25 protein-coding genes and 3 tRNA genes are annotated in these 26,067 nt (G+C 36.1%); 11 read left to right on the forward strand and 17 right to left on the reverse strand.

From position 1 onward, the window contains the following. Positions 1 to 211: 211 nt before the first annotated feature. Positions 212 to 940 (reverse strand): hypothetical protein, encoded by a 729-nt coding sequence (locus tag ACK4HO_RS04175; RefSeq protein WP_409662993.1) that lies wholly within the window; start codon positions 938 to 940, stop codon positions 212 to 214. A gap of 179 nt (positions 941 to 1,119) precedes the next feature. Here ACK4HO_RS04175 and ACK4HO_RS04180 point away from each other — a divergent pair, with 179 nt between their 5' ends. Further along, positions 1,120 to 1,542, forward strand: coding sequence for a hypothetical protein (locus tag ACK4HO_RS04180; protein WP_409662996.1), 423 nt, complete (start codon positions 1,120 to 1,122; stop codon positions 1,540 to 1,542). Between the two features lie 112 nt (positions 1,543 to 1,654). Here the strand turns inward: ACK4HO_RS04180 and ACK4HO_RS04185 are convergent, their stop codons facing one another. The 5 genes from ACK4HO_RS04185 to ACK4HO_RS04205 form a co-directional block, all read right to left on the reverse strand. Then, complete coding sequence (locus ACK4HO_RS04185; RefSeq protein ID WP_409662997.1) at positions 1,655 to 2,134, reverse strand: hypothetical protein; 480 nt, start codon at positions 2,132 to 2,134, stop codon at positions 1,655 to 1,657. 289 nt (positions 2,135 to 2,423) lie between these two features. After that, positions 2,424 to 2,843: a nucleoside-diphosphate kinase gene (locus tag ACK4HO_RS04190; protein ID WP_121313545.1), complete on the reverse strand. Its 420-nt coding sequence runs from the start codon at positions 2,841 to 2,843 to the stop codon at positions 2,424 to 2,426. Between the two features lie 71 nt (positions 2,844 to 2,914). Continuing rightward, positions 2,915 to 4,087, reverse strand: coding sequence for a T9SS type A sorting domain-containing protein (locus ACK4HO_RS04195; protein WP_409663000.1), 1,173 nt, complete (start codon positions 4,085 to 4,087; stop codon positions 2,915 to 2,917). A gap of 93 nt (positions 4,088 to 4,180) precedes the next feature. After that, positions 4,181 to 5,773 carry a bacillithiol biosynthesis cysteine-adding enzyme BshC gene (bshC, locus tag ACK4HO_RS04200; RefSeq protein ID WP_409663003.1) on the reverse strand — a complete coding sequence of 531 codons (1,593 nt, stop codon included), beginning with the start codon at positions 5,771 to 5,773 and terminating at the stop codon, positions 4,181 to 4,183. 59 nt (positions 5,774 to 5,832) lie between these two features. Continuing rightward, positions 5,833 to 6,807, reverse strand: coding sequence for a hypothetical protein (locus tag ACK4HO_RS04205; RefSeq protein WP_409663006.1), 975 nt, complete (start codon positions 6,805 to 6,807; stop codon positions 5,833 to 5,835). Between the two features lie 93 nt (positions 6,808 to 6,900). Here ACK4HO_RS04205 and ACK4HO_RS04210 point away from each other — a divergent pair, with 93 nt between their 5' ends. Together ACK4HO_RS04210 and ACK4HO_RS04215 are read left to right on the forward strand one after the other, a co-directional pair. Then, entirely contained in the window at positions 6,901 to 8,022 is a 1,122-nt protein-coding gene (locus tag ACK4HO_RS04210) for a cysteine desulfurase family protein (protein WP_409663009.1), read from the forward strand. A 59-nt stretch (positions 8,023 to 8,081) separates the two neighbouring features. Beyond that, positions 8,082 to 8,699: a porin family protein gene (locus tag ACK4HO_RS04215; RefSeq protein ID WP_409663012.1), complete on the forward strand. Its 618-nt coding sequence runs from the start codon at positions 8,082 to 8,084 to the stop codon at positions 8,697 to 8,699. A 45-nt stretch (positions 8,700 to 8,744) separates the two neighbouring features. Here ACK4HO_RS04215 and ACK4HO_RS04220 read toward each other — a convergent pair whose 3' ends face one another. From ACK4HO_RS04220 to ACK4HO_RS04230, 3 genes are all read right to left on the reverse strand, one after another. Further along, positions 8,745 to 10,130 (reverse strand): alpha-amylase family glycosyl hydrolase, encoded by a 1,386-nt coding sequence (locus tag ACK4HO_RS04220; protein ID WP_409663015.1) that lies wholly within the window; start codon positions 10,128 to 10,130, stop codon positions 8,745 to 8,747. 57 nt (positions 10,131 to 10,187) lie between these two features. Further along, positions 10,188 to 10,949, reverse strand: a complete 762-nt coding sequence (locus tag ACK4HO_RS04225; protein ID WP_409663018.1) for a C40 family peptidase — start codon at positions 10,947 to 10,949, stop codon at positions 10,188 to 10,190. Positions 10,950 to 11,027: 78 nt separating this feature from the next. Continuing rightward, positions 11,028 to 12,206 (reverse strand): acetyl-CoA C-acyltransferase, encoded by a 1,179-nt coding sequence (locus tag ACK4HO_RS04230; RefSeq protein ID WP_409663020.1) that lies wholly within the window; start codon positions 12,204 to 12,206, stop codon positions 11,028 to 11,030. 250 nt (positions 12,207 to 12,456) lie between these two features. On the opposite strand from ACK4HO_RS04230, the gene ACK4HO_RS04235 reads away from it, so the two are divergent. From ACK4HO_RS04235 to ACK4HO_RS04245, 3 genes are all read left to right on the forward strand, one after another. Further along, positions 12,457 to 12,540: transfer RNA gene (locus ACK4HO_RS04235), tRNA-Ser, on the forward strand. A 5-nt stretch (positions 12,541 to 12,545) separates the two neighbouring features. Continuing rightward, positions 12,546 to 12,620, forward strand: a tRNA-Pro gene (locus tag ACK4HO_RS04240). Between the two features lie 26 nt (positions 12,621 to 12,646). Next, positions 12,647 to 12,720 (forward strand) — tRNA-Arg (locus ACK4HO_RS04245). A gap of 165 nt (positions 12,721 to 12,885) precedes the next feature. On the opposite strand, the gene ACK4HO_RS04250 is transcribed toward ACK4HO_RS04245, so the two are convergent. Continuing rightward, positions 12,886 to 13,941: a DUF3810 domain-containing protein gene (locus tag ACK4HO_RS04250; RefSeq protein ID WP_409663022.1), complete on the reverse strand. Its 1,056-nt coding sequence runs from the start codon at positions 13,939 to 13,941 to the stop codon at positions 12,886 to 12,888. 180 nt (positions 13,942 to 14,121) lie between these two features. Here ACK4HO_RS04250 and ACK4HO_RS04255 point away from each other — a divergent pair, with 180 nt between their 5' ends. Further along, the gene (locus tag ACK4HO_RS04255; RefSeq protein ID WP_409663025.1) at positions 14,122 to 15,585 is read left to right on the forward strand and encodes an aminoacyl-histidine dipeptidase; all 1,464 of its coding nucleotides are present in this window, start codon (positions 14,122 to 14,124) and stop codon (positions 15,583 to 15,585) included. A 37-nt stretch (positions 15,586 to 15,622) separates the two neighbouring features. Beyond that, positions 15,623 to 16,045, forward strand: a complete 423-nt coding sequence (locus ACK4HO_RS04260; RefSeq protein ID WP_409663028.1) for a DUF983 domain-containing protein — start codon at positions 15,623 to 15,625, stop codon at positions 16,043 to 16,045. 41 nt (positions 16,046 to 16,086) lie between these two features. On the opposite strand, the gene ACK4HO_RS04265 is transcribed toward ACK4HO_RS04260, so the two are convergent. The 3 genes from ACK4HO_RS04265 to ACK4HO_RS04275 all read right to left on the reverse strand — a co-directional run bounded on the left by ACK4HO_RS04265 (position 16,087) and on the right by ACK4HO_RS04275 (position 19,524). Continuing rightward, entirely contained in the window at positions 16,087 to 16,635 is a 549-nt protein-coding gene (locus ACK4HO_RS04265) for a PepSY-associated TM helix domain-containing protein (RefSeq protein ID WP_409663031.1), read from the reverse strand. A 3-nt stretch (positions 16,636 to 16,638) separates the two neighbouring features. Continuing rightward, positions 16,639 to 18,873, reverse strand: coding sequence for a TonB-dependent siderophore receptor (locus ACK4HO_RS04270; protein ID WP_409663034.1), 2,235 nt, complete (start codon positions 18,871 to 18,873; stop codon positions 16,639 to 16,641). Positions 18,874 to 19,047: 174 nt separating this feature from the next. Then, complete coding sequence (locus tag ACK4HO_RS04275) at positions 19,048 to 19,524, reverse strand: DUF6265 family protein (protein WP_409663037.1); 477 nt, start codon at positions 19,522 to 19,524, stop codon at positions 19,048 to 19,050. A gap of 111 nt (positions 19,525 to 19,635) precedes the next feature. Here ACK4HO_RS04275 and prfA point away from each other — a divergent pair, with 111 nt between their 5' ends. Next, positions 19,636 to 20,709 carry a peptide chain release factor 1 gene (gene prfA / locus ACK4HO_RS04280; protein WP_409663040.1) on the forward strand — a complete coding sequence of 358 codons (1,074 nt, stop codon included), beginning with the start codon at positions 19,636 to 19,638 and terminating at the stop codon, positions 20,707 to 20,709. 150 nt (positions 20,710 to 20,859) lie between these two features. Here prfA and ACK4HO_RS04285 read toward each other — a convergent pair whose 3' ends face one another. The 4 genes from ACK4HO_RS04285 to ACK4HO_RS04300 form a co-directional block, all read right to left on the reverse strand. Beyond that, a complete protein-coding gene (locus ACK4HO_RS04285) occupies positions 20,860 to 21,012 on the reverse strand; it encodes a lmo0937 family membrane protein (RefSeq protein ID WP_409663042.1) in 153 nt (50 codons plus the stop codon). Positions 21,013 to 21,201: 189 nt separating this feature from the next. Further along, on the reverse strand, positions 21,202 to 22,992 hold the full coding sequence (locus ACK4HO_RS04290) for a CHASE3 domain-containing protein (RefSeq protein WP_409663045.1): 1,791 nt from the start codon (positions 22,990 to 22,992) through the stop codon (positions 21,202 to 21,204). A 10-nt stretch (positions 22,993 to 23,002) separates the two neighbouring features. Continuing rightward, positions 23,003 to 23,449 carry a response regulator gene (locus ACK4HO_RS04295; RefSeq protein WP_409663048.1) on the reverse strand — a complete coding sequence of 149 codons (447 nt, stop codon included), beginning with the start codon at positions 23,447 to 23,449 and terminating at the stop codon, positions 23,003 to 23,005. A 3-nt stretch (positions 23,450 to 23,452) separates the two neighbouring features. After that, the gene (locus ACK4HO_RS04300; RefSeq protein WP_409663050.1) at positions 23,453 to 24,010 is read right to left on the reverse strand and encodes a helix-turn-helix domain-containing protein; all 558 of its coding nucleotides are present in this window, start codon (positions 24,008 to 24,010) and stop codon (positions 23,453 to 23,455) included. A gap of 277 nt (positions 24,011 to 24,287) precedes the next feature. Here ACK4HO_RS04300 and pyrF point away from each other — a divergent pair, with 277 nt between their 5' ends. Both pyrF and ACK4HO_RS04310 read left to right on the forward strand, forming a co-directional pair. Further along, positions 24,288 to 25,103 (forward strand): orotidine-5'-phosphate decarboxylase, encoded by an 816-nt coding sequence (pyrF, locus tag ACK4HO_RS04305; RefSeq protein WP_409663053.1) that lies wholly within the window; start codon positions 24,288 to 24,290, stop codon positions 25,101 to 25,103. A gap of 6 nt (positions 25,104 to 25,109) precedes the next feature. Next, a complete protein-coding gene (locus tag ACK4HO_RS04310; protein ID WP_409663056.1) occupies positions 25,110 to 25,919 on the forward strand; it encodes an ABC transporter substrate-binding protein in 810 nt (269 codons plus the stop codon). Positions 25,920 to 26,067 lie beyond the last annotated feature (148 nt).

Consider the following 26,067-nt stretch of genomic DNA (forward strand, 5'->3'; position numbering starts at 1 on the left):
AATTAATTTTTTAATTTAATTTACCATACAAAAGTAAGTCTCTTTAAGCTATTAGGGTGTAATACATTTTAATAATGCTTGTAGAATATGTTCTACAGCGCTAATGGTAAACTTATATTTTAAAACCTTTGAGAATCAAATTACTACTAAAAAAAGCCCCAACGTCTTTAACTACGTTGGGGCCAAACTTAACTCTAATCTCAAATTAACATTAATCGTCCAAGTCGCAAGAATCTTCTATGCTGTCCTCTAAAAGGTTAGCTAAAGCTTGGTTGCCGTCGGTATCATTTGGACCAATTTCGATAACACCATCACCATCGCCGTCAACAGCACTGCTTAGGTCAACCAAACTCAACACTTGGTTTAAATCAAAATTGAATACTAAATCATAAGAATTGTTGCTTATTACTAAGTTTTGGTTGGCGTCTTCATAGTCAATTTCGAAGTCTTCGTCTATGTCGTGCCAAAAGATAAATGGAGTTCCGTTAATGGTTCCGGTAATTTCAACAGATTTGTTGAACATAGCAGAAGCACTATTGGTACTTTTGTGTAATTTAAATTCTACTTCTTCATAAGTACCGTTAGGAACAGTTACTGTAGTAATAGGCGCATTTTGGTTTAAAAGGTCTAATTCAAACGGACCGTATAATTCAAACTCATCATCGCTGTCGTAAAAACCATCATCATCAGAATCACCGTTAGAGTTGTCATCGTCGTTATCATCGCTCCCTTCAGCAAATTCAAATTCAATTTCTCTCAAGTTGATTTTAAAGCTGGTTAAAACCACATCACCATTTAAAGAGGTTCTGTTAGCCGATGGTGAGTAAGTTGCTCTGGCAACAATATTCACACTGTTTTGATTGCTTCCGCTATCATTTGAACAAGAAGCCAATACGATTACCAAAACGATAATCCCTAATAAATTTTTTAATTTTTTCATACCATTTAAATTTAGAATTTGTTATTAAACAAGATTAACTTTAAATACCCTACCGTTGAAAAGTGTTTTTTTTTAAGAAATCAACATTTGGTCACCTAAACTGTTCATAACTAATTGTAAGGCAACGATGAACGACTTTGAATAGTTTTTATTTTTATTTCAAAGTAAATTTAAAGTGTATGAAGTCAAAAACGTTATTCCTTTTTGTTTGGTTGGTTTTTGTAGCCAACAGTTTTGCTCAGACTAAAATTGAAGCCAAAGATGGTATTCATTATCTTACTACTGATATTGGTTATCCCATTGCCGGGACTTATTTTTTTAATGGAGCCGAGCCTACAGTAGAATTAAACGCCAACGGCACTGGTTTTTACCAATTGCACGAACAGCCTAAAAAAGCGGTCACTTGGGGCATAGAGTGTAATGAAGCCGGCGAGCCTATACTTGAGAAAGGGTTTGACAATGCCGCTTACACGCTTTGGTATTTATACACTAATCCTGAAAATGAAGACGAAAGTTATTGGAAAACAGTTCCGTTCACCATTCATTTTAATAGCTTGAAAATGTATATACAGGGAGAACGATGTAAGTCTTACACGAAATGACAGGATAAATTCTGTACCAAAACCATAAAACACAAAAGCACCAATAAGGTGCTTTTGTGTTTTAAATATTTACTATTGAGTTAGGTTATTATACTTATTTAGGGAGTAAGCATCATAAAAATAGGCACTTATGAAGTCTTTCAGTGTTTTCAACAATAATCTCTCCCGAGTTAATCGCAGCATCTATGGCAGCCATTGAGTAAAATTGATGTGGTGGATAGCCATCTTCAAACTTAATCAGGTATACCATGCAATACACGTAAGGTGCTCCGTTATTATTAGAATCTAAGACTAAATAATAAGGTTGCGGGTATGATAATTCAGCTACGGTAAAAATTTTACTGATAGGTGCTCCGCTGGCTAAAACTGAAGCCGTTGATTGTCGAGAGAGTCTGGTTAGATTAATCCTAAAGACATTTTCATTGTAATAAAGTCTTAGGTCTGTTTGTGCTAATGTTGTAGAAACTAATGAAAGTCGTTGTGCATCCTGCTCATTTTGCTGTGCAGTAGTAATCGTACCGGTTTCGGAATCACTACACGAAACCCCAACCATAACCGCGACAAACGCGATAGTAATGGATAAAGTTTTCATTGCCAATAAATTTAAAAATTGACATTAAATGTAGTAAAATTAATTACATCGACGATTAAATAAAAGCATTTTTTATGAACAATTTTGCTGATTTTGAGCGAATTAGGATTATTTGTGTTCTGCTTTTTGTCATACGGACGAGCTAAGTTTTACATCGATTAATTTTAATCGTGACACTCTTCGGTACTATTTTTACATATAATTTATATAAAAAATCCCGTCTCAAAAGAAACGGGATTCTATACTTATACAGTTGAGATATTCCCAACTGAAAACTCCTAACTCACTACTAGAATTGCTCTCTGCCGGCAAAGTGAAAAGCACCTTCGATAGCTGCGTTCTCGTCAGAGTCTGAACCGTGAACGGCATTTTCTCCGATTGAAGTCGCATATTTTTTACGGATAGTACCTTCAGCGGCATCAGCAGGATTGGTAGCACCAATTAAAGTTCTGAAATCTTCTACTGCATTTTCTTTTTCTAAGATTGCTGCAACGATTGGTCCGCGAGTCATGAATTCTACTAATTCTCCAAAAAATGGACGAGCCGAGTGAACAGCATAGAATTTTTGAGCGTCCGCTACAGTCAACTGAGTTAATTTCATTGATACAATTCTGAAACCACCTTCAGTAATCATATTTAATATTCCACCGATGTGTCCGTTTTCAACGCCATCAGGCTTAATCATGGTAAAAGTTCTGTTTGTTGCCATTTTGATATAAATGATTTTAAATTCGGGTGCAAAAGTAACGTTTTTAAATCATTATAAAAAAACAACAGTTGTCAATTTTTGATAATTTTCTGCACGGCAAAATCTGCTCCTGATTTTATTTTTACAAAGTAAACGCCATGACTTAACTCACATCCATCCAATTCGTATTGGTTAGCATTTGGCTTAAAACTTTGAATTACTTTGCCAGTCACATCATAAAGTTCAACACTGTCAATTGTTATGCTATGCGACAGATTCCAGATAGTATTCGATGGATTTGGATAGATTTTTGCTTTCGAAATCGAATTTTGAGGATTGGATAACGTATTAGTAAAAGCATAATTTCCTGTGCTTTTATCAAAAGTAATATCATAAGTTGCGGCAGTTACCGGAATTTCTGCTCCATTTTGTACGCCGGTTCCCGTTGGAAAATCTAATGATCCCCAATTAATATCCCATGCATTATCCTTTCTAAATTTCACTACACCATCGGTTAATGCTAAATTAGAAATCGTATAGCTAAATCCATCCGTTGTATTTAAATCGATATCACTTCCCCAACCAACAGAGGTTGCCGTTCCCAAAATCCCTACGCTTGGATATGCAAATGTATAAACTCCAGTGTTTTTGTTGAACGTAACAAACCATTCGCCGCCCGCAACTTGTATCGATGGACCGCCTTGAACAGCTGTTCCTGCTGGAAAAGCAGTACTTCCCCAAGTGTTTGAACCGTTTTCATCAAAACGAAAATAAGCAGTACCAGTAGTAAAAGTAAATCCTGAGAGCGTGTAATTGATTCCGTCAGTGGTTACCATATCCACGTCTGGACCACCAAAACCGTTTACCGCGTCTACTGCCGGTCCCCAAATTCCAATGTTTGTAAATCCCGAAGGTATAAACGTATAGGTGCCGTTTACTCTGTTAAAAGTGACGTCGTAGGTTCCTGCTTGGGTCATGATGTTAGCACCATTTTGAGTCGCAGTTCCCGAAGGGAAATTTGCGGAACCCCAGTTAACAGCCCAATCTGCGTTTTGGCGAAATTTCAAGCCGGTACTCGAAGGATCAGTGGCGGTTGTTACTGTAACGTTGTTCAATGTATAAGTCACATTGTCAGTAGTATTCATATTGGTATCTACAGTCCAACTTCCAGATGGACTAGTGCTTCCAATCATTGAAATTACCTGAGCATAATTGAATTGAATGCAAAAGAAGAGGGTGATGAGTATGAGTAATTGTTTTTTCATAATGGTTTAGTTTAATATTATTTAGTTAAAATTAATAAAACAAAATTAACATTATGAATTTAATGCACAACGAAAACGTTTTCGTGTTGAAAACTAAAGGGTAATTACAGTAAAATGGGCTTTTAACGGCTTTAATTCATTAAAGAGTTTGTCTTTCAGTAAATTACTGTTTTCGAGATAAAACTCGCTAAAGTTGTTTCTTCTCTCCTGAAGTGATTGGTTGGGGAACAACTCGTTTTGCAATTGAAGGATGCGATCTAATTTTTCCGCATGAATTTTTTTCTCGGCTTTGAGAAAACGTTTTTCCAAGTTTTCCAAACCTTTGAGTTGTTTAACTTCCTGAGCTTTTACAGCATTACTAAAGGATTTATCGGTTTGTGACGCCATTTGATTTAAAGCTTCAAACTGTTTTTTCAAATGCTCTTTTTGTGCCGTGAAATCAAGGTTGAATTGGGAGAATTCTTGTGTCTTTTTATCAAACAAAGTTTGTTGGTTGCTAAATAAATCCGCCCAAGTAAGTTGAAGCTTATCTGCTTTTTGGACTTGTTTTTCGGTAGCTATTAGCACAGAATTGCGGGCTAAAAGTATCGGGAACGTAACTTTATTCACTTCAAAATTGGCTTTTAATTGTAACCAATAAGCAATTTCACCGCCGCCGCCAATGTAGCACAGATTGGGCAAAATGACTTCTTGATAAAGCGGTCGTACAATTACATTCGGACTGAATTTTTCCGGATTGGTTTCTAAAAGGGTTAGAATTTCACTTTCGGAAAAAGACAAATTGGTATTGTTGACTTTGTATAGGTTATCCTCAAAAACTATGCGTTCGCGGATAGTATCTTCTATATAAAAAAGATTGATTGCTCTGGGATTGACTTGAATCGAATAATCTTGTAGCGCTTCGTTGGTTTTGGTTACATTTTGAAAAGACGTTTGGTGGAGCAATTCTTCTTTAACAAAAGGGGCAAACAATTGTTTCAACGCCACATCATCTCCATCAAGGATCACCAAACCTTTATCTTTAAACAATTCGTTGGCTAAATACCTTGTAGCGTCGGCCAAATTAGAGTGTTTAAGGTAACTATTGTCAAATAGATTCTTCAAATAAGCGGCATTCTCACCCCAGCCTAACTCTTTAGCAAAAACTTCATAAACTTCTTCTAAACCTGCTGTAGAAAGTCGGCCAACCGGACCAAAACTTTCTCTGTCCCACTTGATTTTTACGTTTTTAAAATGAAAATAATTGATTTCTTCAAAATCGTGGTCTTCCGTCGCCATCCAATAAATGGGAACAAAATTATGTTGAGGATAAGCTTGTTTTAGATCTTCGCAAAGATTGATTACCGAAACAATCTTATACAAAAAATACAATGGTCCGGTGAATAAATTCAACTGATGTCCGGTAGTAATAGTAAAGGTTTTAGGGTTGGATAGTTGCGAAATATTGACTTTAGTATTTTCCGATATTTCAAATCCTTGGTATTGCTTTTCTAAAGCGGTAACTAAAATCTGCCTTTTGAAATTGTCATTGAAATTTTGCTCTTTTTCCTCAATTTGTAATTTGAAATTGTCAACAGTAGGAAACCGATTGTACAAGGCTTTCAGTTCAGGCTTCTCCTCTAAATAATCAACGATTAATTTAGTGAAATATCCTGATTTTTGATAGCTTATACAGTCGTTTGGCATGTTTGTTTTTTTGTAAAAATAAGAAAATCTAAAGCACAGAAAGTGGTTTTAACTTTCAATTAAGGGGTAACTATTTTTCCGTACAAATAATCATCACCTAAATAAAAATCACTGTTTCCTTTAGTCATGGTTACTTTTTTCAAGCGAATGGTGTGTTCAAAAACGCCCAGAGAAGGCTGAGTTGTCGTCACACTGATTATTCCGGTACCGTCAGCAACATCACCATCATTGGCTAACCAATTGTTTTCTGTGAGCGTTGGCGTACTCGGCACAGGTGTTGTACAAAAGTAGGCGTTGTTAATCGTACCCGAATACAATCGGTAGTTGACTTTATTGGTGGCACTGATATAGGCAATTCGCGGCTCTGTGGTTTCCACATTTTGGAATAGCGTAGCAAAATCAGCTAAATCTAAAATAAAAACTTCACTACTGTTAAAGTTAAATATTCGATTGTCACCTGAGCAAGTGCTTATGGCGGCTTCTTCGTTAAATCCGAAGGCTAGCGGACTTTGACTGGCGTTATAATTCCCAAATACAAAAGAGTTTCCGGCATAAGTTTGGGTTGTACCATCTGGCTTTAAAAAGACAATGTCTTCAAAAACGATGTAATGTCTGTAACCGGTAATTTGGGTTATTCCGGTAGTTGAATTTACCGTTTTTATAGCGGTAGAAGTGATTAAAATAGTTCCCGAAGTAGCATTCCATTCCTCCGACAAATTGGGCGTTGCCGCTGTAACTATATCACAAATGTTAGCATCAGTCGGTGTTCCGTTATATTGTCTGTAAACCACATCGATATTGCCGCTGATTTGCACTTCAATAGGATCGTTATCCGGCGTTTCATCATTCACAAAAGTCGCAGCCGGAATGGCTAAGATTAACATTTTGTTGTCGCTTATTTTATATAGAATGTCTTTTTGAGAACATTTTTGAACCGGTACATCGGCGAAGTCAATAGTGTCAACAGTTAAATCACCATCATCACAAGCATTGATAAATAAAACTACGGCTAATAACCCTAAAATTCGTTTCATTGGTATAGAAATTTTTAGCAAAAATAAGTTTTTTATACTATTAAATTTATCTTTTATCATTTTATTAGGACAGTACTTTTTTATATTTGCAACATGCAAAAAGTATATCTCGATAATGCCGCAACAACGCCCATTCGTCAGGAAGTTATTGATGAAATGGTTAGCGTGATGCAATCTGATTTCGGTAATCCTTCTTCCACGCACAGTGTTGGCAGAAGTGCCAAAGCCTTGATAGAAACTTCCCGGAAAACCATAGCCAAATGTTTGCACTGCAATGCCCAGGAAATCATCTTTACTTCAAGCGCAACCGAAGCCACGAATTGGATTTTGAGAAGTTCGGTCAAAGATTTCAGCGTCAAAAGAATCATTACTTCCAAAGTTGAGCATCATGCGACTTTGTACACTGTACAAGCTTTGCAAGAGGAATTTAATATTGAAGTCGACTTTGTAAAAGTGTTGCAAGACGGTAGTTTAGATTACACTCAGTTGGCCGATTTGCTTTCGGTTGAAACCAAGACATTGGTTACTTTGATGCATGTCAATAACGAAACCGGAGTGATTCATGATATTGCCAAAATAGGAGCGTTGTGTCACCTAAGTAAAGCTTTGTTCCATTGTGATACGGTGCAATCTGTTGGCAAAACCGAATTGGATTTACAACAATTACCAATAGATTTTTTAGTAGCCAGTGCACACAAATTTCATGGTCCAAAAGGAATTGGTTTCGCGTTTGTTCGGAAAAATTTGGTGTTGCAGCCTATGTTGTTTGGTGGCGAACAAGAAAAAGGTTGGCGCGCCGGAACCGAATCTGTCCATCAAATTGCCGGTATGGCCAAAGCCTTGCAGTTGTCTTATGATCATTTGGAGACAGAAAGAAACTATATTGCTGACTTGAAACAGTATTGTTCTAATCAGTTGCAAATTGCTTTTCCATCAGTAAAACAAAATGGAGCGGATACTTTTTATAATATACTCAATGTAGTATTGCCTTTTTCTCCCGAAAAAACCATTATGATTTTGTTCAACCTTGATATGAAAGGTATCGCGGTTTCTCGAGGTAGTGCTTGTCAAAGTGGTAGTGTTAGACCTTCTCATGTTTTGGCTGAAATGCTATTGAAGGAAGATTTGGTAAAACCGAGTTTACGTATTTCATTCAGTCATTACAACACCAAAGAAGAAATTGACTATTTAGTTAAAGTTTTAAAAGAAATTTAAAAGGCCATATATTTTTCTTCCTAAAAGATTATTTTTGAATCACTAAAAACAAAATAAACATGAAAAAAGTTGCATTAACATTGATTTTAGCATTAGGCTTGACCTCCTATGTTTCGGCTCAGAAAAAAGGTGATGTTGAATTTGGTTTCAATATTGGGTATAATAGCTCTACAGTTTCAGATTCAGAATTTTCAGCGGATAACGGTTCAGGAATGAACTTGGCCGGTTCGATGGATTATTATTTTTCGAATACTTGGAGTATCAAAACAAAATTAATTTATGACCAAAAAGGTTGGGATAATGGTTTTATTGAAGATGTTGACGGATTTGATTACATAACCGATTTCAATGTGAATTATTTAACCGTTCCGGTAATGGCCAATTGGCATTTTGGTAATAAAAGGAATTGGTTCTTGGAATTCGGACCTTATGTTGGATTTTTACTTAATGCAGAAGAAAGCAGATTTGGAACAGATGTTACTGATGCGTTCAATACAACAGATTTTGGTTTGGCACTCGGCATTGGCGTTAAAATCCCGCTAAACGATAAACTACAATTATTCTTTGAGTATGAAGGTCAAGGTGGATTAAATGATATTTTCAAGCAAAATGATTACTCTAGGGTTACTAATAGTCGTTCTAGTATCAATGTTGGTTTGAACTTTTTGTTGAAATAGACTAAGACTTTATAAATTAAATGCCCCGATTTATTAGGGCTTTTTTTATTTTTCCAAAACCATATATTCCCAAGATTTTAGTGTGAATACGTCATCGCCTAAGAGAGCAATTTTTTTGCCTGAAAACACTTCAGTATAGTTTCCTTTTTGGAATTTGGAATTGAGTTTTACAGTGGTTGGCTGGTCACTATAATTCATAACCACAATCACTTTATCCTTGTCTTTTGTTCGCGAAAATGAAATCACTTGTTCCATTTTATCGCTATAAATTCGAACCATGATGCCGCCATGTTCACCATTCCATAAAGCATGATTGCGATGTTTTAGGTCAAATAGTTTTTTGAATAATCCTTCATAGGGCATTTTACTCCAATCGATTAAATCTTTGTCGAAAAATTTGAGTGAACGGTCTAATCCGGCTTCTTGTCCGCCGTAAACCAACGGCATTCCGTTGATTGTTCCGGTTAAAACTATGGAAGCTCCCAATCCGTCTCCGAAATTGTATTCCATATTGTTGTTCCAAGAATTCATATCATGGTTATCGGTGAAAAGCATTCTGTAGCCATCGCGTGGAAAAGTGCTTACATCGTGCGCCATATATTCGACCAATCCTCCCATGCTTTTTTTATCACGGGTTACGGCAACCATTTTATCGAATAATGTCCAAGAATAGGTCATGTCAAAAGCCTTTTTGTGCAAATCACGAGATTCCCATTCGCCCAACATGAAAACGGGTTTTACTGCATCCATTTCGACTCGAGCATTGTCCCAAAAATCAGTCGGAATAAAGCCCGCCGTATCGCATCGGTAACCATCAATATTGAAATCTTTTACCCAATACACTAAAGCTTCGGTCATGTATTTTCGAAGTTCGGGTTGGTCATAATCAAAGTCGATTACATCATCCCAATCATACCATGGCGTTGGTTGGAAATTACCTTCTTCGGTTTTAGTATACCAATCCGGATGGTCTTTCACTAATTGATTATCCCACGATGAGTGATTCCCAACCCAATCAATGATGATATACATGCCCATACTGTGGATTTTGTCTACCAAATGTTTGAAATCTTCTTTGGTTCCAAATTCAGGATTGACCCCATAATAATCTTTTACCGAATATTCGCTGCCTAATGTTCCTTTACGTTTTTCAACCCCAATCGGATGAATCGGCATTAGCCAAATGATATCAATTCCCATCGCTTTTATTCTGGGTAAATGAGCTTCAAAAGCTTTGAATGTGCCTTCCGGTGTAAATTGACGAATGTTGGCTTCGTAAATAGTAGCATTTTTGCTCCAGTCCGGATGTTTTACTTCTACGAATTCTTTGGGTTGGTAGCGAGAATCGGTGGTTTCCCCGTTTTTTTCTTTGATACAGCTTACCGAAAGTATGCCTAAAGTTAAAAACAAAATTTTGCTGATGGATTTCATTTTGAAGGATTTAGAAATCTAAATTTAAATAAAAAAACCAAAACAAAAAGTTTTGGTTTAAATAATTTTCTTGATAACTCTCAGACGATGAGTATGTCTGTTTTGTTCAGCATTGTAAATTCCTAAATGGTCTAATCTGTCGATTCTGACTTTGCCGCTAGCGTGGATGATGTAGTTGTTTTCCATCATAATGCCAACGTGAATAATTTTTCCTTCTTCATTGTCAAAGAAAGCCAAATCTCCGGGTTCGCTTTCTTCAATAAAACTCAAAGCATCGCCTTGACCGGATTGCTGGGAAGCATCGCGCAACAAATGATAGCCGTTCAGTTTGTAAACCATTTGTGTAAAACCGGAACAGTCAATTCCAAAAGGTGTTTTGCCACCCCAAAGATAAGGTGCGTTCAAATACATATAAGCGGTAGCAATCAAATCGGATTTTGATTTGACACCGCTGGTTCTCAAACCTTCAAATTCAAAGCCTTCAACATTGATTTCGCTATGATTCAAAAATGATAACGAAGCACCAAGCGGAATAGGCAACAACATGTTTTTGGCATTGGTTACATATTCTACCAAATCAGCATTAAGAATAATAGCATCCTTAGATAAATCCGTGAAGTTTTTTTCTGAAATGACTTGGTATTGCTTAGAATCAACCCAACCTTCGTAATCATCATATTGCAGTTTGATTTTTGCCCATTGGTTTTGCTTTTCCAAAACTTCAAAATGCTCACCAAACAAGACTTGCGAAACGATTTCGCTTCGATCACTCGGTTCGGCTCGTAAAGGAATTATAGCAAGGTTACAAATGGCAAACATCTAGGTCAATTATGAATTATAAATTACGAATTATGAATTGGTTTAACCGTAATTCATAATTCGTAATTCGTAATTATTTTAAATTCTTTCTATTACTATGGCTGAAGCACCACCACCACCATTACAGATAGCTGCGGCTCCGATTTTGGCATTGTTTTGTTCTAAAACATTGATTAATGTTACGATGATTCTTGCTCCCGAACATCCTAGTGGATGACCTAAAGAAACGGCGCCACCGTTTACATTTACTTTGTCGTTGTCTAATCCTAAGATTTTGGCATTCGCCAAACCAACAACAGCAAACGCTTCGTTGAATTCGAAATAATCTACATCAGCTATTGATAAACCTACTTTGTCTAGGGCTTTTGGTAAAGCTTTTGCCGGGGTAGTGGTAAACCATTTTGGTTCTTGTGCGGCATCAGCATATGATTTGATGTAAGCCAAAGGTTTTAAACCCAAAGCTTGTGCTTTTTCTTCACTCATTAAAACCAAAGCGGCTGCGCCGTCATTAATCGTTGAAGCATTGGCCGCAGTTACAGTTCCTTCTTTGGTAAATACTGCATTTAAAGCCGGAATTTTATCTAATTTCACATTTGTGAATTCTTCATCTTTAGAAAATATAATCGGTTCGCCACGACGTTGCGGAATTTCAACAGGAACTACTTCGTTGTAAAACTTTCCTTCAGACCAAGCTTTAGCTGAACGCTCGTATGATTGAATAGCAAAAGCGTCTTGTTCTTCTCTCGTAATTTTATATTCTGATGCACATAAATCGGCACAAACACCCATGGCGTTTCCGTCGTAAGCATCGGTCAAACCGTCTTTTTGCATGCCATCAATCATAGTTGTTGGGCCAAATTTCACACCGTTTCTTAAATGAACGTAATGTGGAATCAAACTCATATTTTCCATTCCGCCTGCAACCACGATTTCAGCATCACCACTCATGATGGCTTGTGCGCCTTGCATTACGGCTTTCATTCCTGAAGCACAAACTTTATTTACGGTAGTAGTTGGAACGGTATTTGGCAATCCTGCAAAAATAGCGGCTTGAGTTGCAGGTGCTTGACCAACGCCGGCTTGCACTACATTACCCATTAAAACTTCGTCAACTAAACTTGGATCTAAATTGATTTTATTTAAAGCACCTTTGATAGCAACGGCACCCAATTGTGTTGCAGTAACAGTAGATAAACTTCCCATAAAACTTCCGATAGGCGTTCTTACTGCTGATACGATAACTACTTTTTTACTCATGATATTCTGTTGTTTGTTTGTCCTGCAAATCTAAACTTTTATTGTAAAATAATGAATCGTAAGCCCAATAAATCTTTATTTGTAAAGGATTAAATAAAATATAGTGTTTCTACCTTGTTGATAGTTAAGTTATTTAGTATTTATTTATTTTATAATCTAAAAAAAGAAATGAAATAGTTGTAAATTATAGAATGATAAATTACATTTGCAACCGCTTTAAGAAAATGTTCTTTTACAAATTGACGAATTAGGAGAGGTGCCAGAGCGGTAATGGAGCAGATTGCTAATCTGTCGACGGGTAACCGTCGCCAGGGTTCGAGTCCCTGTCTCTCCGCTTTTCGGGGTGTAGCGTAGCCCGGTTATCGCGCCTGCTTTGGGAGCAGGAGGCCGCAGGTTCGAATCCTGCCACCCCGACAATTGTAAAAGACATTTTTAAGCATGGTTCCATAGCTCAGCTGGATAGAGCAACTGCCTTCTAAGCAGTAGGTCGAAGGTTCGAATCCTTCTGGGATCACGAATAAATCAAATCCCGAAAATTAAAATAGAATTTATTCTGATTTTAATTTTCGGGATTTTGATTTTCAAAGCGGAGCTTTGAAGGATGTTGCGAAGCAAAATCCTTTTATGATTAAAAGACAAACCACCTCATTAGGTGGTTTTTTTATTTAATAATGCTTTGTTATTTTATTTCCTTGTCTTTATAGTAATTGATGAGTAAATCCACAAACTTACTGTAGCTGTCAATGCCGTCTTCCTGTTGGTTTGACTTTAAGTATTGGTCGTAAAAAGCATGAAAGGCTCTGTCAATAATGGTGTCGTACTGTTCCCAAAACTCTTCGCTCTCTTTGTAGTTTTCTAAAATTCCTGAGTTGATTTTGACTTTTAAGCGGTTGAATTCCTTTTCGTTTTTCATTCCGATATTCGTCATACAATAACGTAAAGCATTAGACAAAGCTGAATATTGAAAATACAAATCCTCGTTTTTGACACCAGCCATGAAGCCGATAAAGTTGCATTCACTTTCGCTGCCAAAACCTATTTGGTGAGCCATTTCGTGGCAAACGACATTCGGAAATCCATACATTGGTAATTTGTCATTGACTTGGGCTTCATTAGTAAATGGATTCAAATAACCACCAAATCCCATGTAGGTCAGTGGCAAACTGATTAACGATTTTTTTCGACTGGGAATTTCATAGATGAAAATCGGATATTGTTTGGCCAAATTATCATAACCCTTTTGTGTCAGTTTAAAAATACTGTCTTGCGAATATGGATTGACTACTTTCTTAGTTTTATCTTTGGTTATCGCAAATTGTACTTCGTTGGTTTTGACAATCAGTTTTTTGGTAAAGGCTATTAATTCTTTTTCGGTGTATTCCCTTTTGATCCTCATTTTTTCGAAAAGGGGCTCACGGTAATAATTAAATGCCCAAAGGAAATGGAACATAAAATAAGCCACAGAGATAAAACTTAAGGAAGCCCAAATCTTGTCTTTCCAATTCAATTTTCGGTTCTTGAAGAACCAGTAAATGCAATAGATAATAGTGATTCCGTAGATAATATCGCCTACAGAAAAAGGAACTTTGCCTAATATAGTTCGGGAAAAATGAGAAATCCAAACGTACAATCCGTTACTGTATAAACGTTCCACCGTTTCAGGAAAAAAGGCAAGGATTTTCAGAAATACTATCTGAATTAATAAAAATAAGGGAAGGATGTATTTGCGTTTCAAGATCAATTTTTAAAATGTAAATATAATCACAAATCAATTTCTAAAGTAGTTAAACTTTGTAACTTTGCCAAGCTGAGTGACTGAGTCGCTGAGTCGCTGAATAACTTAGTTATTTATCGGCTGTTGACCATACAAAACTCAGCAACATGGAAACTCAGTAACTTAGCAACTTTAAAAAAAATGAGCCAAGAAATTAGAAACCTTGAACCCAAAGCACTTTGGAACAAGTTTGCCGATTTAAATGCGGTGCCTCGACCGTCTAAAAAAGAGGAACGTGTGATTGAATTCATGAAAAACTTCGGAAATAGTTTGGGATTGGAAACTTTTGAAGACGATATTCGAAATGTAATCATACGCAAACCGGCTACTCCGGGTATGGAAAACCGCAAAACCATTGTCTTGCAAGGACATTTGGATATGGTGCATCAAAAAAATAACGACACCGATTTCGACTTTTTAACCCAAGGCATTGACATGTATGTTGATGGTGACTGGGTTCGTGCCAAAGGAACAACTTTAGGCGCAGATAACGGTTTAGGTGTTGCGGCCATTATGGCGGTTTTGGAAAGCAAAGACATTCCGCATCCTGCGATTGACGCACTTTTTACGATTGATGAAGAAACCGGAATGACCGGAGCTTTGAACTTAAAAGGCGGTATTTTAAAAGGAGAAATCCTTTTGAATTTAGATACAGAAGAAGACGATGAAATTGATATTGGTTGTGCCGGTGGAATCGATGTTACTGCTACCAGAAGTTATACTGAAGAAGAAACACCTGAAGGTTCTGTGGGTTATACCATTACTGTAAAAGGTTTGAATGGCGGACACTCTGGAATGGACATCAACAAAGGTTTAGGAAATGCCAACAAAATCATGAATCGTTTGTTATTCGACGGTTTTGAAAATTTTGGTTTGCAAATAGCCGAAATCAGCGGTGGAAGTTTGCGCAATGCAATTCCGCGTGAAAGTGTTGCTAAAGTAATTGTGGCCGGAATGTATGACGAAGCGTTTGTGTTCGACATGCAGGAAATCATTACCGATATCAAAACCGAGTACAAAACGATGGAGCCGAAGCTGGAGATTGAAATTGTAAAAAGCGATTTGCCTTCGAAAGTAATGGATTTAGGTGTTCAGGAAGGTTTGTTGCGTTCGATTTATGCCGCGCACAATGGCGTTTACCGTATGTCTGCCGATATGGAAGACTTGGTAGAAACCTCCAATAATATTGCTCGTGTGATTGTAAAAGACGGCGAGATTTCAATCCAAAATTTAACACGTTCCTCAGTGGAAACTTCTAAAATGGATTTGGCCAATGGTTTGCGTTCGGCGTATGAATTGTTTGGTTGCGAAGTTGAATTTGGCGGTAGCTATCCGGGTTGGACACCGAATGTGAATTCTGAGATATTAGACGTTTTAGTTAATATTTATGAGAAACAAAACGGCGCCAAACCGAATGTAGTCGCTTGTCACGCCGGATTGGAATGCGGTATTTTAGGAACGAATTATCCGGGTATGGATATGATTTCTTTTGGACCAACCATTCACGGTGCACACAGTCCGGACGAAAGAGCTTCGATTAAATCTTCTCAAAAGTTTTGGAAGTTTTTCTTGGAAATCTTGGCTAGTATTCCCGAAAGAAAATAGAGAATTGAATATAGAAAATAGAAAAACCCGTTCAGCAATGAGCGGGTTTTATTTTTTGTTTGGTCTTTCAGTGTTTATCTTTGCAGAAAAATTGCCCATGTTAAGTAGTTTATACCATATTTTCCGCAACGAATGTCCCAACTGTCACAAGGGTAAAGTATTTGCCGATAAGAGTTTCTTCTTTAGTTTTGGGTTTCCAAAGATGAACGAACATTGCAGTCATTGTAATTTCAAGTTCGAAAAAGAACCGGGTTATTTTTTTGGAGCCATGTTTGTCAATTACGGACTAACAGTCGGACAAGGCATCATTACCTATTTAATTGCGAGTCCATTTTTTGAAGAAACTTTCGATTTGAGAATCATCCCGATTATTGGTGTAGTAATTATTGCATTAAGTTGTTTCAACATTAGGCTTTCGCGGATGATTTGGATTTATATGTTCAAAAACTATTCGATGTAAAATAAAAAAGCTCCCATATTTGGGAGCTTTTTCGTTTCAAATTAACCAAACAAAAACAGAAACAATAAAGGGAAAATTAATCCGGCTACGGCCAATTTCCAACCCCTACGTTTAAAGGTAAACTTTCCGGCCGGAATCATAATCGCACCCGTGATAGCTATAGTGATAAGTGATATTCCAAAAATATCAGAGTAATAAATCCACCAATTGGAAGTGTTTTTGTGCAGCTTCATCATGTGACTGATGAGTGGTGTTTTTTGAAAGGAAACAATTTCTCCTTTGCCGGTAGCCATATCAATTTCGACATCGTGTTTTTCGAAAGAAATTTTAAACTTCCCTTCTTTTACATTATGACGGCGAATTTTATCCTCAATGCCTAAAGCTTTCCCTAAAGAATCTGCAAACGGCTCGTTGATTTTATCTTCAGTCGGCAATTTTACTTCGATGGCTTTGGTCTCGACTGTATATTTTTCGGGATGCCAATGGTCTCTGTGGTTCATCATGATGCCCGAAAAGGCAAACGAAATGATTAACCCAATGTAAAAATATCCTAAGTCACGGTGCAAATTTCTGATGGAGGCTTGCTTCATTTTTTAGAATTTATAAGACAAAGTAGTGGTTAGCATTCTTGGAGCAATCGGGGTTACGGTATTGTCATCGTAAACATAATAATTCACTACATTTACTAAATTGGATAATCTGGCTCTGATAGCGAAATTTTTTATTGAATAACTAACGGATGCATCAAATTGTAAAAAACCTTCTACCGGTATTGGTTTTCTGGCCATTTCTGCTGCAGTAGAAGCGTTATTTGGTCTTAATCTTCCGCCTAAACGTTCTCCGATGAAAGTAGATTGTAAACCTAATTCTAATCCTTTTAACTTAGTATTTTCAAAGGTGTAGAAAGCACTCGCATTGGCTGTGTGTTTTGGAGAAAATCTTAAATAAGTTCCAGTGTTATAAATATTACTCTTAGTGTATTTGGTTTCATTAAAACTATAACCGGCAATCAATCTTAATCCTTTGTGATGACCTGTAATATCTAATTCAACTCCTTTACTTTGGTAAGCTCCGGCCAATTCTTTGATGTTGGTGTTGGTATTTCCGTTGGAGAAATCGGTTTGGGCCAAATTGCTAAAGTCAATTAAGTAAGTAGTCAAATTGGCTACCAAATGACCTTTGAAGAATTCATTTTTAACCCCAACTTCGTATTGGTTGATAGTTGAATGTGGTAAAGCATTTAAGTTTCTGTCGGTTCCGGTATTCAACACAAATGAGTCAGAATAGCTGGCAAAAATGGAGTTGTTTGTGGTAGGTTGGAATACAAAACCAATTTTTGGTGAGATTATATTATCGTTTGTTGTGGTTTCAGCATTAGTGTTGATACTAAAAGTCAAAGTGTTGTTGGTACTTTCCAAATAGCTGTAACGCAAACCGGCCAATACTTTGAATTTTGTATGCATTTCGATTAAGTCTTGAAAATAAACTCCGGCTCTTTTTACATTGGCATCGGCATTAGTGTTTTTATCCATTGTAGGCACAATGGTGTTGTCATAAATTGAATTTTTTTCAAGAATAACACTCGGATTATAGATGTTTATTTTGTCGTAATAATTGATGTTTTTATAAGCCAAAGTAGCGGTATTGCTTTGGTCTGCATCGGCACCAACCAGTAAAGTATGCTTTATTTTTCCTGTATTGAATTTTCCATTCAAATCGAATTCAACCAAACTGTAATCTTGCTCTGTATCGGCTTTTTGAACACCTCGAATCCAATCTCCATTAGTTCGTACTAGATTATTGTTTGGATTGTTAGGGTCGTTAATTCCGGCATTTGGTCTCAAACTCGACAATAAATTAGTGCTGTAACCTTGGTACGAAAAGATACCTTTTAATTGCCAATTTTTATTCAAATCATGATTAATGGTTGATGTAAAACCTGTTTGTTCTGAATCAAATCTTCCCCAGTTGAAACCTAGGAAAGAGTTTATGGGCAATTCAACTACTTTATAATCAATGGCGGCCAAACCAAAATCAGGTGTTCTGTTGTCTTTGGTATAATCGGCCTCAATCAAGATATTGGTCTTTGCGGAGATATCAAACAGGAAAGATGGATTGAAATAAATGCGCTGTGTTTGAACATTATCTCTAAAACTATTGCCTTGTTCGTAGCTGCTGATAAAGCGGTAAGCGACAGTATTGCTGTTATTTACAGCGCCGTAAACGTCAACGGTAGGTTTAAAGAAATTGTATTCCGTTCCTCTGAAACTCAATTCGCCACCATTATCAAATCTTGGTTTTTTGGTGATAAGGTTTAAAATTCCGCCCGGAGCAACGTTTCCGTATAAAAGTGCTGCACTTCCTTTTAGGATTTCAATGCTTTCTAACGAACTGGTCTCAGGAATTAATGACCCGTTGAAACGGATGCCATTTTTAAAAGTGTTTCCACCACTGAAGGTAAAACCTCTTGAGCCTAATTCTTCTTGGTTATTTCCTGAAGCATTACTCGCGCCGGAAACATAGACGCCATTGGCATTTTTTAAAGCGTCAGACAATCTTAGAATTTGTTGTTGTTTGATAGTTTCTTTACCAATTACAAAAGTGGCTTGAGGCAAGTCAAGCGGTTTGATATTGGTTTTACCTCCTTTTACAATCGTTTTTTGTTGTTGAGAGATAATAATTACTTCTTGAAGGACTTCACCTTTTTTATTTTTTACAGTATCGTTCACTGCATAAAGTTCTTCTTGAAAATTATTATTGGTCTCTTGGGAAAAACCAATGGCACTAGTAGTTAGTGTTAAGGCGAGAATTGAGATATATTTGTTCATTTATTTAGAATAATTAAAAATAACGATGCAAATATAAATACGAGAAATGAATAAAAAAAGTTTATTTAGATTAAATATAAATAATATTTTTAATTGATTGAAATACTATTATTTACAAATCAAAAAAAGCCCCACCGAGAAGGTGAAGCTTTCTGTTTAATAAGAATTAAAGTGTTATTTTTTACTCATCGGGTAACTTTCTGAGCTTTGTTTCCCTTGTTGGTTACCCGAAATGGTCGCAACCAATGCTTTGTCATTGACTTTTTTATAAGTTATTTTTTGAGGATAATCATGTTTCGGATTTTCAAAAGTAAAACTATATTCCACTTCTGTTGTTAATTTGAAATCTACCGGCTCGTCATTGTTTTGACCTTTTACAGTTGGTCTGTATATCAGTTCGTCTTTTGATTGGGTTAAAACGATACTTTCTGAATGCACTGTATCTTTTTCATTTTTAATAAAATAAGTTTGGCCCGAAAAAGTACTGTCGTTCTCTTTAGTCCAAGTTTCGGTCAAAAGACCTTCCGGAGTCTTGTTTTCCCATTGGCCAACGAGCCAGTTCATTTTTTCTAACTTTTCAAATTTATTAGCCGATTTATTTTGGCAGGAAACAAATAACAAAACGGTTACTATCGTGATTAAGGTTTTCATTGTGGTAGTTTTTTTATAACAATACAATACTATAAAAAATCTGCCAACTGAACACTGCCAACTGAACACTTTTTTTAGTATTTTTGCACTCCAAAATAGAAAGACAAACACATGTTAGAGAGATTACAATATGTAAAGCAACGTTTCGACGAAGTATCAGACTTGATTATCCAGCCTGATGTTATCTCCGACCAAAAACGTTATGTACAGTTAAATCAAGAATACAAAGGATTGAAAGCGTTGATGGAAAAACGTGATGAATATGTTACCCTTGACGCCAATATCAAAGAAGCCAACGAAATTATTGCTGATGGTTCAGATGCTGAAATGGTTGAAATGGCCAAAATGCAATTGGACGAAGCCAAAGAGCGTTTGCCTGAATTGGAAGAGGAAATCAAATTCATGTTGATTCCAAAAGATGCCGAAGATGCCAAAAATGTGATGGTTGAAATCCGTGCCGGAACCGGTGGTGATGAAGCGTCTATTTTTGCCGGAGATTTATACAGAATGTATACCAAATATTGTGAATCTCGTGGTTGGAGAACTTCTGTAGTGGATATGAACGAAGGAACTTCGGGAGGTTTTAAAGAGGTAATTTTTGAAGTAACCGGAGAAGATGTTTACGGCACTTTGAAATTTGAAGCCGGTGTTCACCGTGTACAACGTGTGCCACAAACGGAAACCCAAGGTAGAGTACACACTTCAGCAGCAACCGTAATGGTTTTACCGGAAGCAGAAGAGTTTGACGTACAAATTGATATGAACGATGTTCGCGTAGATTTTTTCTGTTCGTCTGGACCAGGTGGACAATCCGTAAATACTACTAAATCTGCGGTTCGTTTAACACACATTCCTTCGGGATTGGTGGCCCAATGTCAAGATCAAAAATCACAACATAAGAATAAAGACAAGGCCTTGGAAGTATTGCGCTCTCGCTTATATGAACAAGAATTAGCCAAAAAACAAGCAGAAGACGCTACAAAACGTACTTCTCAAGTAAGTTCGGGTGACCGTTCCGCTAAAATAAGAACATATAATTATGCGCAAGGTCGTGTAACTGACCACAGAATTGGTTTAGACGTTTTTGATATGGATGGCGTGATGAACGGGAAAATTCAAAAATTTGTTGACGAACTCCAATTAGTTAACAATATGGAGAAACTAAAAGAAAGCGAAGTTTTCTAAAAAAAAGGGCTAACAGTATATGTTAGCCTTTTTTTGTGCTTATCAAATTTAGAACATATATCCATAAGCAATTCTCAAAGTAACTTGTCCCAAATCTTAGTTTAGATTATTTCAATTAGTATCAAAATGATTGTAAAGTGTTGAGATGCTCTATATTTCTTCTCCTTTTATGATTCTTAGTAAAATGGCTATTACTGCTACTAATAACAGTATGTGAATTATGGAACCTACATTAAAAACAAGGAATCCAAAGAACCACAGTATAATTAGAACTACGGCTACAGTGTATAATATATTTTGCATGATATTGTGTTTATAGGTTAATTTGGTTTTATCAATCTTGGGCAATTAGTAGTGATTAAAGCCATTACAAATTTCTGTTGATTGTAAAGGTTTTGCGTTACAACAATTTTTCAAATTGTTACAGAATTTCCATTAAACAAAAAAATCCTGCGAGAAACACAGAATTCATTTTTTTGAAGTTGAATGGTCTTAGCAATCTTCCGAAAGATATATGGTAAAGATTGAGCCTTCATAAGGCTTTCCTTTGGCAAAAATATAGCCTTTGTGATTTTCAACAATTTTTTTACAAATGGCCAATCCGATACCGGTTCCTGCATATTCATTTTTGTTGTGCAATCGGTTAAAAAGGATGAATATTTTTTCGGCATATTCTTGTTCGAAGCCAATACCATTGTCTTCAAAAGTAATTTTGTAAAATTTGTCTTTGGTATTCTTCGGAATCAAATCTTCTTCAAAAGCAGTTACTTTTTTACAAGATATTTTAATTTCAGGCACTACATTTTCCTTGCTGTATTTTAATGAGTTTCCAATTAAATTGATGAACAATTGTTGAATTTGAAACGGAATTACCGTCATTTTAGGCAATTCTCCACTACGAATAACTGCATTTTTTTCTTCTATAGATTGGGCTAAATCAAATTTGGCATTTTCTAACAGTTCATTGAGGCTAACTTTTTCAAATACTTTTTCGGTTTTATTGGCTCTTGAATATTGAAGCAAATCGTCAATCAAAATTCTCATTCGGTCAACTGAAGAATGAATTCGGGTGATGTATTCCTTACCGTTATCGGATAGATTGTTGTATTCCTTATCGGAAAGTCGGGAAATAAAGGTCTGAATTTTACGCAAAGGTTCTTGTAAATCGTGACTGGCCACATAATTAAAAGCCAAAAGCTCTTTATTACTGGCTTCCAGTTCAATGTTTTGTTGTTCTAATGATAAGGAAGCCAAAACTTCTTCGGTTACATCACTAGTGGTACCAATTAAAAGCTTGTTTCCTGATTTGTTGGTTACAATTCGCCCTGTTGTTCTGAAATATCGCAGTTTTTTATCTTTTCTGATGATTCTATAAGTAAAAGACGGTAGATTGTCATTTTCAAGTCGTTTTGAATTTATTCCTTCAAAATAGGATTTGTCCTCCGGATGCACATATTTCAGGAAATCATCTTGCCCATTTTTAAAGGATTGTGGCTCGCAACCCAACAAGCGATAAACGTTGTCTGAAAAAGTATATTCATCGTTGTCAATATTAAGTTGCCAACTCCCGAAATTACCCACTATTTCCGCCAAATTGCTCGACTCGTTGAGGACCGTTAAACGGTTATTGGATACTTGCATTTTTTCTAAATCGCGATTGATTCGGATATAGGAAATCGATATTAGGACTAAGGTAATCAGCAAAGTAATGTAGATAAAAATCGGAGTGACTTTGATGGTGTCTTTATAACTCAGTTCTCTTGATTTGAGGTTTTTTTTCTCTAAAAGAATCATGATATTGATTTGATTGCGAACACTGTCCATGGTATGTTTGCCCACCAATAGTTTTTCTTTTAGCTCGGTGTCATTTAATGATTTGTTTAAAGAAAGGTGCAATGCTGCCGAAAGGTAATTTTGTCTTTTATTGATATAGAATTCTAATTTTCTAAGGTTATTTTCTTGGTCAGGATCATTTTGAGAATAACTTTTAACAAGGTCTAACGAATGTTCAATTTTCTTTTTGGCGTGGATATAGGGTTCTAAAAAAGTAGAATCTTTGGTAATCAAAAAACCACGTTGACCGGTTTCTGAATCTTTTAAATAGGAAAATAAGCGCTCCAATTCGAGGTTGACATCATAAGAATGATTGACCCATTTAGACGAATTATTCAATAAATTGATGTGCTTAAAGGTAACTGCGGAAATAAAAAATATGGCAAAAATTGAAACCACAAAAATGCTTTTGAGAAAGATTGGGGATTTATAAAAGGCATTTAGTTTCATGATTTAGGCTTTATATTCTTAGTAAAAAATTGTCCTTGTTCAATCCCGAAGTATGGTATTGCCAATTGATGGTCACTACATCTGACAATACTTTTTTAAGCGTGGCGAAGTCACTTGGCTTTTTGATATAAATATTGGCACCTCTGATAAACGTTTCTTCCACATGTTCTTCTGAAGAAGAAGTTGAAAATATAGCTATGGCAATATCATCAAATCGATTGTCTTTTTTTATTTCGTCCAAACATTCGATTCCGTTTTTTCTCGGCATGTTTAAATCAAGAAACAATACATTGGGTAAAACGGCATCGGGTTGGTTCAAATAGTTCATGAGTTCAACTCCGTCATTAAACGTATTTACTTTGGTATTAATCTTTAATTCCTCAAAGGCATCGGTGAAAAATAACCTGTCATCTTCATCATCATCCGCCAAAATAATGTGTATATAGTCCTTCTGCATAAATTATTTTTTGTTAGCAATCTCTCTTCTCTTGTTTATAATCCTTTGGAAAGCCGAGGGTGTAATCCCTGTGACATTCTTAAATTGAGTGCTCAAGTGGGCAACACTGGAATAATTGAGTTTAAAGGCTATTTCAGTTAAACTTAATTGTCCGCTGACAACGAGTTGTTTGGCATATTCTATTTTTTGCATGATGATGTAATTTTCTATAGAAGTATAGGTTACATCAGAAAACAAATTTGACAAATAGCCATAACTATGGCTCAATTTCTCTGCAAGATAAACAGAGCTTTTGACATTTACTAATTCCGGACTGTGAATCATTTCAATTATGGTGTCTTTCATCTTCTGGACCAAAACAGTTTTTTGGTTTTCAATGATATCGATTCCGTATTCTTTGAGTTCATCAGTGAATTCCTGGAAGGTTTTAGTGTTGGTTTTATCAAGAATTTCCACTTCACCAAACCCCAGAATTCGATGTTTGATTTCGTACTTGATGAGTTTTTCTTCTAAAACTTTGCGACAAACTGCATTAAAGTCAAATTTGATAAAGATTTTCATAAATAGATTCGGATTTATTATCGTTTATAAAAGTAACAAAATATTTCCATCAAAAAAGCCGTAAATAAATACGGCTTTTTTTTCTCTCTAACCCCAACTTTTTTTGTAGCCAACAATAATTAAGGCATTACTTATTATTAGCTTTACAAAGATATTTCAGCAACAAAAGATAGGCGTTATATAATTTTAAGCTATTGTTATAAAATTTTCACTTTTCACATTTCAATTAGTAACTTTGCACCATCTGCCTGTCGGCAGACAGGCAACTAATCAAAAAATGACAACAACACAACTCGTTCAACAAATCCGCCAAAAAAAATCTTTTCTCTGTATTGGTTTAGACGTCGATTTAACTAAAATTCCGCAGCATTTATTAGCACTGGAAGATCCTATATTCGAATTCAATAAAGCCATTATCGATGCCACGCACGATTTGTGTGTTTCCTATAAACCCAACACGGCTTTTTATGAAGCTTATGGTTTAAAAGGTTGGCAATCATTACAAAAAACCATCAATTATCTAAACGAAAATCATCCCGAAATTTTCACTATAGCTGATGCAAAACGCGGTGACATTGGCAATACTTCAACCATGTATGCCAAAGCTTTTCTGGAAGATTTAAACTTTGATTCTGTAACTGTTGCGCCTTATATGGGTAAAGATTCAGTTGAACCGTTTTTAGCTTTTGAAAACAAACACACTATTATGTTGGCACTAACATCAAATGAAGGCGCTTTTGATTTTCAAACGAAAAGTATTGATGGGGAAGAATTGTACAAAACAGTTATTAAAACTTCCAAAACATGGAAGAATAGTCAAAACTTGATGTATGTTGTTGGCGCAACCAAAGCAGAATATTTTGCAGATATCCGTAAAATAGTCCCGAATAGTTTCTTCCTCGTTCCCGGCGTTGGCGCGCAAGGCGGAAGTCTTTCAGAAGTTTGTCAATACGGAATGAATGAAGAAGTTGGTTTGTTAATCAACTCATCGCGTGGCATTATTTACGCTTCTAACGGAACAGATTTTGCCCAAAAGGCTAGGGAAGAAGCCTTAAAATTGCAGCAGGAAATGGAATCCATCTTGAAATTATAATCCCAATTGAAAATTTTCACAGACCAACTCGGAACAACCCACACTTTTGAAACAACGCCAAAGCGAATAGTTTCTTTAGTTCCATCGCAAACCGAACTTTTGTATGACTTGGGTTTGGAAGAAAGCATTGTTGGCATTACTAAATTTTGTGTTCATCCTTTCCATTTTAAATCTACCAAAAAGATTATCGGTGGCACCAAGAAAGTCCATTTCGAAAAAATCCGTTTACTACAGCCGGATATTATCATTGCCAATAAAGAAGAGAATACTCCCGAGATAGTCGAAGAATTATCTAAAATCTGTCCGGTTTGGGTAACTGATATCATCACTTTGGAAGACAATTTGAAAATGATAGCCGATTTTGGGCAGCTTTTTAACAAAAGAACCGAAGCACAAAAATGGATTGACAAAATCAATTTTGCAAAAACCGATTTTCAACAGTTCATCAAAGACAAACCGATTAATAAAGTCGCTTATTTTATTTGGGCCAATCCTTACATGGTAGCTGGCGGAGAGACTTTTATTAATGAATTATTGAAACTGAATAAATTCGAAAATATTTATGATAATCATCCCAAGTACGAAGTAAGATATCCTGAAGTCATTGTCCAAAAAATGCGCATACAAGGCGATCCTGATTTGGTTTTATTGTCCTCTGAACCCTTTCCGTTTACTGATGAACACGCTTTTGAATTGGGCCGATTTACCCATCATGCCAAGACCGTTTTTGTCGATGGGGAAATGTTTTCTTGGTACGGAAGCCGATTGTTTAAGGCATTTGCTTATTTCAAAATACTCCACGAAAAAATAGTCTAAAAAAATAGCCGATGCTTTCCCAAGCACCGGCAGTTTTTTAACTAACCTAACCAAATAATAAAAAACCAATTTATTACACTACAAAGATAAGTCGTGTTTCTGAGTTCAAGTGTTAAGATTATGTTATACTTATGTTATTGATTTCTAA

Origin of the sequence: Flavobacterium sp. (assembly GCF_046296355.1) — a bacterium.
Classification (GTDB): Bacteria; Bacteroidota; Bacteroidia; order Flavobacteriales; family Flavobacteriaceae; genus Flavobacterium.